Source organism: Methanomassiliicoccus sp., assembly GCA_012719175.1.
GTDB lineage: Archaea > Thermoplasmatota > Thermoplasmata > Methanomassiliicoccales > Methanomassiliicoccaceae > UBA6.
The window spans coordinates 191,503-204,593 of the sequence record JAAYAX010000005.1 but is presented as its reverse complement, the minus strand read 5'-3'; the positions used below and the strand labels follow the sequence as shown (position 1 = coordinate 204,593).

The window sequence follows — 13,091 nt, the reverse complement described above, 5'->3', positions numbered from 1 at the left end:
TCCTTTCGCCTATTCTGAATGGAGATGGGGTAGAGGCAAGGGAACATGGGCATTCTACAACGCGGTACCTCGCATGCCTCACCCTTTGGATCTCCCTCTCCTCCACAGGAGCACCCCGGTCACCGCGACCACACCGGCGATGGCCATACCCGCTAGAGGCAGTAGGCCCTCTGTTTGCGAGGGGGCATTCACAATAATGGCACCATTGACCGCCTCAGAGGTCGAGCCAGCGCCCAGGTCGTTGGTGGCCACGACGGCGTAGTAATAGGTGACTCCCTCCAGGACCTGGAAGTCCTCAAACGATGTGTTGTCCACAGTGGTGAGCAGATCCAGGGCGGAATCGTTCACGCCGCGGAATATATTGTACCCGGTGACCGGAGAGCCTCCGTCATCGGTAGGGGGCTCCCAATGCAGCAGGATATGATCGTCCTCGTTGCTCAAGGTCAGGTTGGTCGGCGCTGAGGGAGTGTTCATTAAGGTGATGTTCACGATGGAGCTCCTCTCCCCTTCCCCTTCCCTATTGACGGCGCTCACCTGATAGTAATAGGTCGTGCCCTCTATCGTGCCCGCGTCCATGAAGGAGGTACCCTCCACGATCGCCAAGGTCATCATCGATGTTAGGTTCGGCCCTCGGTAGAGTTTGTAGGCGACTATGTCCGCACTTCCATTGTTAGCCGGCGGAGACCAAGTGATGTTGGCATATCCCTGCTGAGGGGTGACCGTTACGTTCTCGGGGAGGCCGGGCCGGGTGATGACCGACGGCGTGAAGCTGCCGTAGAATATCTCGTTCGTCATTGACCGTTGATAGGCGATGTGCACCATGCCCTTCGGGCCGATGATGAGCGGACCGCTACTAAGGACCCCGATCTCAGTGTGCTCCACCACATGGGTGGTCCAAGCACCATCGGAGTTGGTCGCATACATTAGGTCCCCATACGGATAATTGAAACCGATGTGCACGTCCCCGGACGAGCCCACGGCAATCTGACAGTTGCCCACGTCACCGCTCTGATCGATCAAATGGGTGCTCCATGTGCCCTCTGCGTTGGTGGTATACTTCAGGTCACCATCCACATCGTCAACGTAGACCACGTGGGCCTTATCGTCAGGTCCCGCGGCTATCTGGTAGTTACTGGCCATTCCCGAACCGGGGATGACCTCGCTGTACCACTGGCCGCCCTTGGTGGTGGCGTATTTGAACATATTGCCCGATACCATGTAGCAGAGATGGACGTTATCATGGTCGCCTGGCGTTAGTGCGAGGGAATAACTAGAAGCACCTTCGTCGATGGTCTGTGTGCTCCAACTGCCCCCATCTTTGGTAGCGCTCTTAAGAAGTCCATTAGTATCGTCGGAATATAATATTCCCACCACATCCTCGCCCCTAATGAATATTTGACCATTGTTGGTGTCCACCTCGTCCACCAAGGTGGAGTCCGTCCAGGAACCTCCGGAGTTGGTCCGATAGACGAGGTCGCCTGACGCCGTGTGATGGCATATATGGGCGTTGCCATGGCCATCGACCGCGATCTGAGGAGAGATTATATCCCATCCGGTCGCCAACACCTCGCTTCCCCATGTGCCCCCTGTATTCGTGGAGTAAACGAGCTCGACATCATCATCCATGTAGTTGTAGCGTAGGTAGCAGAGGTTCAGGCCGTCGTCCGGTCCCAAGGCGAGGTCGAAGCTCTCCCATATGGAGTCGACCATGCTTGAACGCCATGTACCTCCCTCTTTGACCGAGTGATAGATGTTGCTGGAATCATGATACAATATGTGCGGCCGATCCCGGGGATCCACGGCCATGGTGTATATCCAGAAGCTTGCCCCCTCGCTAACCTGTTGCTGTTCGGCGTCCAACGTTACCGTAGCCACGCCAGTGCCGGCTGCGAACATGACCACGGCCATGGCAAACGAGACCATCAGGACCGCGACCTTTGCCACCGAGGAGCACGCCCCTCTTTTCTTCTTCATACACACACTCTCTGTTCGAACTCACGGGCCTGCATCAGCCTGTCTCTGAGTTCCTGATACTTGACCCCTTCATAAATTGTTTTACTTATTCCCTGATTGTCCTTTGATCGCCACCAACCCCTCTAAGCTAAAGACACAGGACCTGCATTTACCTCGCAGCTACCCCATCGCTCTTTGTGAGAAGAAGGTAGAAATAATTTGGTGTGCCCGATCGACCGCTCGTCTTAACTTTAGATGTCCGGTGTGGATGACCAGCGAGAACAGGATTTAATTGCGTTTCACCAGCTCTATCTAAGACGACGGCGGACGGTCGCTCAGGAGCATTTTGTATCGATGTTGATAAAAAAACCATCGTAGAGCTGGCCGAACCGTATCATCGTAGCACTATAGAACGATCTGTGAAAAAACGGAGTGAACTGCTGAGATATTGAGAAAAAAGAAGAAGTTTGAAGGGCCTCGCCCTTAAAAGGATCTTACTGGGATTCCTTCTTCGACCCGCGGAGGTCCTTCACTTCCACGATCGTTTTGGTCTTCAGCTCCTCCTGTTCAGGATTCACCAGGTAACCCTTCAGGAACGGCGCTACCAGGACTATCAGCAGCACTAATGCCCCGCCCACCATGAAGGCGAAATCCATGCTATTGGCGAACGACGTCAGGATCTGGGCTGCGTATTCCGGCATCAGCGACAGGTAAGCGAGCACGTCGGTGTTATGAGGTACGATGGAGTAGACCCCTTCGGCGAGATTCCGCCTCAGCTCATCATCCAATCTAAGGTTGATGAGGAAGGAGAACACGCCGGTGGCCACCGTTCCTCCGATCGCCCGGAAGAGGTTGACGCTCGAAGTCGTCATACCCATCTCCTCAGGTCTGGCACTGTTCTGGACCGCCACCATGAGGACGGACATCACACAGCCAAGGCCGAGGCCAAGAAGGAACATGTAGGCGGCGAGCAGCCACACGCTGTCCCCCAGACCGAGGGTGGACATGAGCATCATGGCCGTGCAAGCGATGATCGGACCGGCGATGACCCATGGCCTGTACCCGGTCCTTTGTACGTATCTTCCGCTGGACATCGCTGTGATCATAAGTCCTGCGACCATGGCGATCGTCAGGTAACCTGCCTCCCGTGACGTCAGACCGAAGATGAATATGCTGAACATCGAAAGGTAGGCCAGGGCGCCGGTCAAGGCGAGACCGAACACGAGCATGCTGAAGGCGCCGCACACGAACGTCCTGTTCTTGAACAGGCGCGGGGCGATCACAGGGTCCTCAGCCCTGAACTCCACGAGGACGAAAAGCCCCAGCAGGGCCGCTGCGGCCGCCACCATTATGCCCGATTCCGTGCTGATCCAGTCGAAATCGTTACCTGCCCAGGAGAAGAACAGCAGAATGTCCAGGAGGAACAGCCCCAGGATGGACATGCCTGTGTAATCGATCTTTTTGCGGTGAACGACCTCTATGGAGGGGAACTGCCTGGAGGTGAAGAACAGGGCCATGGCCGCGAGAGGAACGTTGAGATAGAACACCCAGTGCCAGCTGATATAGTCTGTGATGAAGCCACCGATGACCGGGCCTAGGGCAGTACCGAGACCGAAGACAGCTCCCATTATGCCTTGCATCTTGCCCCTCTCTACAGGGGAGTATAGGTCGGCTATGGCAGCGGTGGCAACGGGAATTAAGATACCGCCACCAGCACCTTGTACGGCCCGGCATATGATGAACATCTCCATGCTGTTGGATAATCCTGCAGCTATGGAGCCACCTAGGAACATGGCCATTCCCAGCAGGAAGAACGGCTTCCTGCCATAGAGGTCAGATAACTTTCCGCCGATGGGAATGGCGATGGTCTCACACAGCATGTAGGCCGTGAACATCCAGCTGTAAAGGCTGAGGCCGCCCAGGTCCTCGGCGATGATCGTGCCGCATGTGGACACGATGGTTCCGTCCAAGCACGCGGCCAGCATCCCCAGCATCAGACCCACCATGATCATGCGCCGATGCTTTGGTTCGATGGTCGACCAATTGATAGAGCTATTGAGTTTCAAATACTAACCTCCAAGTTAGCGATGTCGTCCCAAGCTGAGGTGATATTTAAGGATTGTTGATAAGTCAAGTCATATTGATATTAATATTATGAACGACATTAAAGATGTGATAGAATGAGAGACAGGGACCTGTTCATCTCCCCCAAGAAGATGAGATCCTTCATGGATGCCCATGTAAACAAGATACTGAAGGACAAGGATTTCAAGGCATCCCAGATACCATTCATAATGGAGATCGGTAACAACGAAGGCATTTCCATGAAGGACCTGTGCACGCTCACGGGTGCCGATAAGGGCTTGACGACAAGGGTGGTGAAAACTCTGATCGAGAACGGCTTTGTGGAGAACAAGAGCGAGCGCAACAGGACCTATGAATTGAACCTTACGGACAAGGGAAGGGAGGCCTACCTTTTTTCCGAAGCGGCTATGGAAAAGATACTTGGTCAACTCCTGGAGTGCCTGGACGACAAGGACAAGGAGGACCTTCGAAGAGTATCCGCTAAACTGGATAAAAGATTGGACGAACTCTATAGATACTGATGACCAGAAGGAAGCCGGATCATTGAATGATGTTCGAACGATGTTGTATCTTAACCCTCACAGGCCGTCAAATATCGAAGACCTTTCCTGTTGCCAGAACATCATGATCATCCTTCAACACCTTCTTCAAGATGGCAGAGGCCTTCTTACCGGTGCAGTGCCCGCTTATCACTCGTTGACATCCCAGCACCTTGAACCTTTCTGCCATATGTTCTATTCCCGACGGGGAACTGGCCATTCCCTTGGTGATGGGGTTGCTGACGGCGTGGAATCCCCCTATCACCGCCTTGATGGGCTCATCCGGCCACTTGGCTTTGGCCGCTTGGACCATGTTCAGGACCCCCAGGTGGCCGCAGCCAGTCATGACGGAGATGCCGTCAGACTCCTTAACGACAAGTGCCAGTTCATGCTTGAACGCATCGGGAACGAGCCTCTCCCCTTCTTTTACCATGATCTTCTTCTCAACATAGAGCCGAAGCTCAGTGATGGGGATCGAGGTCAGGGCGTGGATGCCCGGAGCCACCTCTGTGTCCTCGCTCAGCCACCTCAGCCTCCCTCCATTGGCCTGGAGAACGTTCTTATCGAGACCGATGTACCGCCTGATGAACGGCATCCGGTAGTAATGGTCCCCGTCGGCGGTCGTCCTGAGGTAGAGGGGCGCATCATCGTTGGCCGAGAAGAATGCCCCTAGACCTCCGCCGTGATCATAGTGACCATGCGATAGGACCGCTGCCTCGACATCACGGAGGTCGATATTGAGCTTCTGCGCATTGGAAGCGAAGGCCGACGTACTTCCAGTATCGAAGAGTATCTTCCTGCCGTTGGCCTCTAGGTGGAGCGACAAACCCCACTCGTTCGTCAGACCAGCCTGCCCTTCAGAGTTGTCGATGAGCGTGGTTATGTGCATGATAACAAATGCGTTCTAAAATGTTATAATCTTTTACTGCATGATGCTCCGATGCCCGCCATGCATGCCTGTGATGAGGCCGACCATGGCTGAAGTCAGCGTTCCCTATAATGTGGATGGCGTTCCCAAGAGGGGAAAATGGGAAGAATCAATCGTTCATCACAGACTTATATGCTGAAAAATATCACACATCATATCGGTCCGAACTTTTGGTAGCCTTCCCTCTGCACGAAAAAGGTAGAGAGCGACACCTGGACGGCCCTTAAATACGGATCGAAGAACAACAAGTTGGGGTCGCCTCACCTCCATCATCAGAACCTCCCCAAGTAACGAACATCCGACAGAAAACACCTAGACTCAACATCAACCCCATGTCGAGGGCGAGGCACCTCTGTATTTTTTCTAATCGCCTCGAAATCATCATCTCTAGCATGATTTAGCACGATATGATAGCTACAGGATGTTCGGGACAGAAGCATGATACTCTCATCGGGAAGTTTCCCTATTGGTGGCCAGCAAGCGATTTCTCCTTTTCAGTTCTTTGATAGGCAAGAACGTATCCCTGTTGATAGCGCTTATGATACGGTACAGGTTATCGGACCTGAGATTTTTAAATTGGATAATTTGAACCAACCTTATTAATATCGTTTTTGAAAATGAAACGGTCACCATGGTTGGACCTAACCAGCCGTGAAAGGTGATGGATCATGGCAAAGATGACCGAGATCAAAGGAATTAAACCAAAGTGCGTGGAGCTGCTTTCTGGAGCGGGCATCGATACCATCGAAAAATTCCTGGAGGTCGCCGGACCGGCGAAGGGAAGGGATGATCTCGCTAAGAAGACCGGCATCAAGAAGGAGTGGTTGCTCGAGTGGGCTAACCACGCTGATCTGTTCAGGATCAAGGGAGTAGGTTCTGAGTATGCGGACCTCCTGGAGGCCGCCGGAGTGGACAGCTGTCCCGAACTGGCGCAGAGGAAGGCCCCCAACCTCGCCAAGAAGATGGAAGAGCTCAACGGCCAGATGAACTTGGTCAAGAGGACCCCCGCCGAGACCATGGTAGAGGACTGGATCGTCCAGGCCAAGAAGCTGCCCAAGGTCGTCTTTCATTAAGATACGACCTCGGGAGGGAGAGAAAGGCCTTCGCAGGTCCTCTTCCCTTCTTCTTCATTATTTGGTGAGCGACCGGGTCCAGGTAGATCCGGTCACGATCAGAGCGCCCTACCCAGGGACCGGGCCTCCTCCATGAGGTCTAGCATCTCCCGGGCCGCGGACGGGTTCGCGCCGGCGATCATGTGTATAGCTCCGGCCTTGTTGAATCCGTAGGTCGTCAGTAGCTTGTCGAAGTCCACGAACACATTGTCGAACGTCTTCACATCCTGGTTCCCCTGGCTGGTGATGACGATAGCCTTCTTTCCCATCGGCAGATTCACCGTGAAATCGGGGTTGAAGAACATGTACAGGCGGTCGATGAACGTCCGGAACTGGCTGGCGAACTCCCAGAAGTAAATGGGAGAGCCGAAAACCACCGCGTCGGCGCTCTTCATCGACTCCATGATGTTGGACAGTTCGTCGTCTTGCCTGCAGTGATCATGGGTCTTGCAGTACATGCAGGCTTGGCAACCCTTAAGGTCCATATCCCTTAGTCTATAGCTCTCTACCTGGTTGCCGTTCTCCGCGGCGCCGCCGAGGACCTCCTGGACCAGGGTCTCGGTGTTGCCGTTCTTGCGGGGGCTCGCGATGATGCCGATAACTTTCATGTTGATCGGCCTCGATAACCGGCTCCAAATACTTCAATGCCCACCCTGGCCCGCCAGCAACGAAGAGGACCAGAGGCAATAGCAACGAGCGCATAGGTAAGAGCCTGATCGATATGGGCCTCAAGATTATCTCCCCAGCTGATCACCATCATGAGGTGGGGGCGTGTACCAGCCAATAACATGTAGATTGACAAGGCGAAGAACTGAGAACAAGTGCTGGCCAAGGTCCTGGCGAAGTTGGCGTACCTTATCATAGAACATTAAAAAAGAAGTTCAATTTCTCCTCCGGATCGGCTATACGGATGAGTGGTGGGATAAGTCCAAAAAGGATAATTGGATATAAGTGTGGTGCTCCCGTCGGGATTTGAACCCGAGTCGAAGCCTCGAGAGGGCTTCATGATTGGCCGCTACACTACGGGAGCGTATGGGGTGCAAATATAGACGTCTTTATTAAATCTTTCCATCGGCGAGCATTATCATTACCTAGGACGAGGTTGTAAAGGATGATAATCTTGGATGCGGTCTGCCCTTGCCGTGTGGAGGGCGTTCTCATATTCAAAAAGGCCGTTCATCGCGAACCTCGTCCTATTGGTGGTGGTCCTGATCACCATCATCTACCTCCTCCTGACCATCAACGCTGACCTCCTCACGCTCATGGCGATAGTGATCATGGGCTTCGTCTTCTTGACGGTCCTGGGCATATCGCCGTGGTTCACTGACCACGAGCTCGAGGACGAGGCGCTCTTGCTCAGGCAGGGTTGGTATTTCAGGGCGAGGATACCTTTGAGCGATATTAGGGCGATCGAAAGGGTCCCACGGGGCCCCTCCAGGACGGGAGTGTACTTCCGCCTGAGCTCGCCCACGCTCTACGTGACCACCCGCAGGAAGGACCTGGCCGAGATCGTTCTGAGGGAGAAGCATCCATTTATCTGGGCTCTCGGAAAGAAGGCTGACCGCATCGTGTTCGACGCCGAGGAGCTCGATGCCCTGGTAAGATCTATCGAGGCCCGTCTGTCACTCTCTCCAGTCCAGACCGAGGGTCCGGATCCCTAGCTTAGGTATGAGCGGGGTCTTCCGCTTATGGACGGAGCAACGATGCATGGCCCACACCCTTTCCACCTTATTCATGGACAGGCCGGTCTCAGCCGCGATCTCCTCGCTGGTGAGTGAACGCTCGATACCGTACAGTATCTGGTCCAGATCATCGTAGCTCATTCCCATCTCGCCCTCGTCCGTCTGTCCTTCCCACAGTCCTGCGGACGGGACCTTATCGATGATATTGCGCGGTACCTTGATCAGCTCCGCGAGCTGCCGTACCTCCGTTTTGTAGAGATCTCCCAAGGGGCAGAAATCGGAGCCCCCGTCGCCGAACTTTGTAAAGTACCCGATCAGCAGCTCGCTCTTGTTACTGGTGCCCATCACCACCCTCCCGCGCACCTTGGCATGGTGGAAGAGCACGATCATGCGGCATCGGGCCATGATATTGCCAGCGAGCTCCTTCCTATCTGAAGATGGCAGTATGGAATGGAACGTACGGACCACCGGCTCTATGTCCACCACAAGAAGCTCCATCCCCATGCGGTGGCAGAAGTCCTCCGCGTCCCTGCGGTCCTCATCGGAGGAGGCGTGGGAGGGCATGAAGATGTTCAGCACCTTCTCCGGCCCCAGGGCATCGGCGCAGATCTTGGACACGGTCATGGAGTCGATGCCTCCGCTGAGGCCTATGACCACACCGCTGCCGCCACTCTCCTCGACCTTTTGACGAACGAAGTTCATTATGGCTGGGCAAACGTGCTCTTTAAGCTGAGGCCTCATGCAGATGGGATGATGCTACTCTATTTTAGCTCTTGTCACATTAGGTGACTCGGATGAGGTGGTAGAACGCGTATCGCCCTGGCTCAAGTGCCCTGTGCCCTCGGAGACAAGCAAGAGAACCTTGACCGCATGAAGAGGCTCGTGGAAACCTCGTCCGCGGACCTCTTCGTCTTCCCGGAGCTGTTCCTCACTGGATATATGGTCAGGGACGAGGTGTTCCGTCTCGCAGAGGGCATTGACGGCAGGAGCGTGCGCACCGTTCAGAGGCTGGCGGAGGAGCAGGACACCAACATCCTTTTCGGCATGGCCACATGGGATGAACGCGTGCCAGGAGTGATGCGGAACAGCGCGGTACTGGTATCCCCCCACAATGCCGTCCAGTGCTATGATAAGGTAAACCTGGCCACGTTCGGACCGTTCGAGGAGGGTCTGTACTTCAGCGCTGGCACATCCGGAAGGACCATGGAGGTGGAGGGCCATCGGATCGGGGTAGTGATCTGCTACGATCTGTTCTTCCCCCAACTTTCGATGGGTTACGCTCTGGACGGAGCGGAGGCCATCGTCTGCATCTCCGCCTCCCCCTTCACCTCCCGCGAATATTTCGAAAAGCTGCTGACCGCAAGGGCCATAGAGACCACCTCCTATGTCGCGTACCAGAACCAGGTGGGGACCCAGCTCAACGAGGTCTACTTCGGAGGGGGAGAGGCCCGCGGACCCAGGGGAGAGCTGCTGGCCAAGAACAGGTACTTCGAGGAGGACCTGAGCACGTTTGAAGTGTCCTTGGAGGCCATCGTGGCTGCTAGACGGGGAAGGCCGACCATCCGGGACAACTTTTCCCGCTGTTGATCGTCCACATCCACCGCCGGTCGCACATTCGGCCAGCCGCGGTCTACGGTCTGTCCAGTATCGCACCGGCGTTGTTAAGGCAATGCGAGCGGCCGTGGGTCTACTGATTGGACCTTATACAAGAAGGAACGACAATTATTCGATAGAAAAAAGAGATCATTCCATATAATATAACCTTCTGGCCATAGTTGCAAAAAAAAATAATGAGACCGCCATCGTTATAATGGAATATTTTGTCCCAAGGTGGTGGCCAGGTTGAAGCTCAGGACCAAGGTTTTGCTGATCTTGATCCCAATGACCATTTTGTTCATCCTTATATTCAACGCCGTTGGCGTGAGCATGCTGAACGATCAGGCCACGGCCATGGACCAGGAGGAGGCCAGGAGCGCCGCACAACGGATCGGCGTCGGTCTAGGCAATATAGAGTACATACTGAACATAAAGTGCGGAGATTATTCCTACTGGGACGATACCTGGTCGTATCTCGAGGATTACAATGCCTCATACATTGAGAACAACCTCAACGCCTACACGATGTACGGATACGAAGTGGACGCTGTCCTCCTATACGATATTGCCAGCAATCTGATCTACAATATGTCCGTGGATGCTACCGATCCCGAGGACCCCCTGGCCTCGGAGGTCCCTTCGGGTCTGCTCGCCGCAATTCAGAGCGATGAAAGCATAATTTATGATATGGAGAACGAGACCAGCGGCGTGCTGTCCTACGATGACGGAAGTGTGATCCTCTCATCCTGCCCCATACTGAGGTCTGACGGCAGCGGTCCAGCTCGCGGCAAGATGATCATGGCTGTATACCTAAATGAGAATGTGGAGGTATCGCTGACCGAGACCTTCGGCAATGCTCTGAGGATCGAGATCGAGCCGGACGATCCCGGCTTGGCTCTGGGGACCGGACCTGAGGAACTGACGATTAAGAACATCAACGACTCCACCATGCTGTGCTCCTGGAGCATCTCGGACTTAAACGGAGTTCCCGCGGCCGTTATGAACCTGGATGTGGGAAGGGATTGGTACCAACAAAGCCAGCGCACTGGCATGTTCCTCCTCCACACCATCATAACCACGGCCACGATCAATTGCCTCCTCATGCTGCTCTTCGTCGATCGTGCTGTGCTGTCAAGGATGCACATCTTGATGGACGATGTCTTCAGGATCGGTAGGGGGCAATCCAAGGAGAAACGGGTCAGCACGTTGGGGGACGATGAGATCGCTGATCTGGGTAAGCAGGTCAACATCATGCTGGAGAACCTGGACAGATCGGAGCAGGAACTGGTCATGAAGGAGCGGAGATACAGGGTACTAGTGGAAGGCTCCTCCAACGCCATCATCCTGGTGAGCAGTAAGGACCTTTCCATCATCGAGGTGAACCCCGCCTTCCTGAGGATGACGGGCAGAAACGACTATGACATAAAGAGGACGAGGATCACCGAAGTGCTCGATGCCCCCTGGGACTGGAACACGGCCAAGACGACTGGGGAAGGGGGAAAGGTGCTGGAAGGGGAGGGCAGACTGATGCACTCCAACCAGTCGGTCCTGGACGTGGAGCTTAGCATGACCACTCTCAACTTCGAGGGTGAGGAAGCGTATTTCATCATCGGCAGGGACCTTACGGACCGCCGCCGGGCGGAGAAGGACAGGGAGAGGATACTAGATGAGCTCAGCAGGACCAACGAGAACCTGGAGATCACCCTCAAGTCCATCACCGACGGCGTGATAAGCGTCGACCAGCATGACGGCGTGGTCCTAATGAACAGGGCGGCCGAGGATCTAATAGGGGTGAACAGAAGGTATGGCATAGGGAGGAACATCAGGGAGCTGGTCCCCCTTCCCGAGAATGAGTGGGACGATTACCGCACTCTGCACCAGGCTGGACCGCTCAGGGTGTCCATGAGGAACAATTCCGGGCAGATATGGCAGATGGAGTACAGCTACATCACCCTGACCAGCGACAAGGGCGAGGTCATGGGGAAGATGTTCACCTTCAGGGACATCTCCGAGAAGGCCCGGGCAGAGATCGCCGAGGCCAACGCCGGGCGCCTGGAGGCAATCGGTACGCTGGCAGGGGGCATCGCCCACGACTTCAACAACGTCATGACGTCAGTGGTAGGCGAGCTGTACCTGCTGCGCACGGAGATCGAGAACAGCGAGGGTTCGATGCAGCGTTCTCGGGAGCGCATCAGCGACATGGAGATGGCCATGGACCGCGCCAAGTTCGTGGCCCAGGAGCTGTTGTCCCTGTCCAAGGGAGGGGCGCCCATCCAGAAGCCGACGACTCTGCGCGGGCTGCTTGAGGACACTGCGCGACTGGCCTTTACCGGTTCCAGCATCACCTGGTCGCTGGACTGCCCTAATGACATATGGCCGGTCAACATCGACCAGGGGCAGATGAACAGGGCCTTCCTGAACATCCTGTTCAATGCCCAGGAGGCGAGCCATGAGAAAGGATCGGTGGAGATCGTGGTGCGCAACGTGTTCTCGCGCCCCGGCCCCGACACCGAGGGCAGATATGTCAACGTGGACTTCATTGATCATGGGGAGGGCATACCTTCCGATGTCCTGCCGCGGATCTTCGATCCCTACTACACCACCAAGGCCACCGGTACCGGGCTGGGCATGACCGTGACGTTCACCACCATCAAGCGTCACGGAGGGACCATCGAGGTCACCTCGGAGGTCAAGAAGGGCACCAAGGTCTCGGTGTACCTCCCAGCGACCGACGAACCGATCAGGGACGCTCCGAGGTCGGACAGGCCAGTATCAGGCACGGGGAGGGTGCTCATCATGGATGACGAGGAGTTCATCCTGCAGGTGACCATGGACATCCTCCAGGGCCTGGGCTATGAGACCGAGGTGGCCCATGACGGAGAGGAGGCTCTCAGGGCTTACGGACAAGCAATGAAAGATGGAAGGAAGTTCGATGTCGTCATCATGGACCTGACCGTTCCCGGAGGGATGGGGGGTAAGGAGACCATCGGCCACTTGTTGAAGATGGACCCCCAGGCTCGGGCCATCGTCTCCTCCGGTTACTCCAACGACCCTGTGATGGCCGATTACCAGAACTTTGGGTTCGTGGGCGTGGTGCCCAAGCCATATAAGATCGAGGAACTGTCGTTGGTGGTGAAGAACGCAATGCAGCCAGGTCCCACGGTGAACCCAGAGCCCGACACATTTAAATGATTAA

Annotated in this window: 10 protein-coding genes and 1 tRNA gene; 5 read left to right on the top strand and 6 right to left on the bottom strand. The window is 55.2% G+C overall.

The features are described from left to right. Positions 1–78: 78 nt before the first annotated feature. The gene (locus GXX95_04625; GenBank protein NLT37423.1) at positions 79–1,974 is read right to left on the bottom strand and encodes a fibronectin type III domain-containing protein; all 1,896 of its coding nucleotides are present in this window, start codon (positions 1,972–1,974) and stop codon (positions 79–81) included. Positions 1,975–2,447: 473 nt separating this feature from the next. After that, a complete protein-coding gene (locus GXX95_04620; GenBank protein NLT37422.1) occupies positions 2,448–3,938 on the bottom strand; it encodes an MFS transporter in 1,491 nt (496 codons plus the stop codon). Between the two features lie 195 nt (positions 3,939–4,133). Here GXX95_04620 and GXX95_04615 point away from each other — a divergent pair, with 195 nt between their 5' ends. Then, the gene (locus tag GXX95_04615; protein ID NLT37421.1) at positions 4,134–4,559 is read left to right on the top strand and encodes a MarR family transcriptional regulator; all 426 of its coding nucleotides are present in this window, start codon (positions 4,134–4,136) and stop codon (positions 4,557–4,559) included. Between the two features lie 67 nt (positions 4,560–4,626). On the opposite strand, the gene GXX95_04610 is transcribed toward GXX95_04615, so the two are convergent. After that, complete coding sequence (locus GXX95_04610) at positions 4,627–5,466, bottom strand: MBL fold metallo-hydrolase (GenBank protein ID NLT37420.1); 840 nt, start codon at positions 5,464–5,466, stop codon at positions 4,627–4,629. Between the two features lie 707 nt (positions 5,467–6,173). Between GXX95_04610 and GXX95_04605 the strand changes: the two genes are divergently transcribed. Then, entirely contained in the window at positions 6,174–6,578 is a 405-nt protein-coding gene (locus GXX95_04605) for a DUF4332 domain-containing protein (GenBank protein ID NLT37419.1), read from the top strand. A 98-nt stretch (positions 6,579–6,676) separates the two neighbouring features. Here the strand turns inward: GXX95_04605 and GXX95_04600 are convergent, their stop codons facing one another. Next, positions 6,677–7,225 (bottom strand): flavodoxin family protein, encoded by a 549-nt coding sequence (locus GXX95_04600; protein ID NLT37418.1) that lies wholly within the window; start codon positions 7,223–7,225, stop codon positions 6,677–6,679. 346 nt (positions 7,226–7,571) lie between these two features. Further along, positions 7,572–7,647: transfer RNA gene (locus GXX95_04595), tRNA-Glu, on the bottom strand. A 94-nt stretch (positions 7,648–7,741) separates the two neighbouring features. On the opposite strand from GXX95_04595, the gene GXX95_04590 reads away from it, so the two are divergent. Continuing rightward, positions 7,742–8,278, top strand: a complete 537-nt coding sequence (locus tag GXX95_04590) for a hypothetical protein (GenBank protein ID NLT37417.1) — start codon at positions 7,742–7,744, stop codon at positions 8,276–8,278. Here the strand turns inward: GXX95_04590 and GXX95_04585 are convergent. Then, positions 8,240–9,040, bottom strand: a complete 801-nt coding sequence (locus tag GXX95_04585) for an NAD+ synthase (GenBank protein NLT37416.1) — start codon at positions 9,038–9,040, stop codon at positions 8,240–8,242. The genes GXX95_04590 and GXX95_04585 overlap by 39 nt on opposite strands. 87 nt (positions 9,041–9,127) lie before the next feature. Here GXX95_04585 and GXX95_04580 point away from each other — a divergent pair, with 87 nt between their 5' ends. Further along, positions 9,128–9,886: a carbon-nitrogen hydrolase family protein gene (locus GXX95_04580; GenBank protein ID NLT37415.1), complete on the top strand. Its 759-nt coding sequence runs from the start codon at positions 9,128–9,130 to the stop codon at positions 9,884–9,886. A gap of 255 nt (positions 9,887–10,141) precedes the next feature. Further along, on the top strand, positions 10,142–13,087 hold the full coding sequence (locus GXX95_04575) for a PAS domain-containing protein (GenBank protein ID NLT37414.1): 2,946 nt from the start codon (positions 10,142–10,144) through the stop codon (positions 13,085–13,087). Positions 13,088–13,091: the final 4 nt, after the last annotated feature.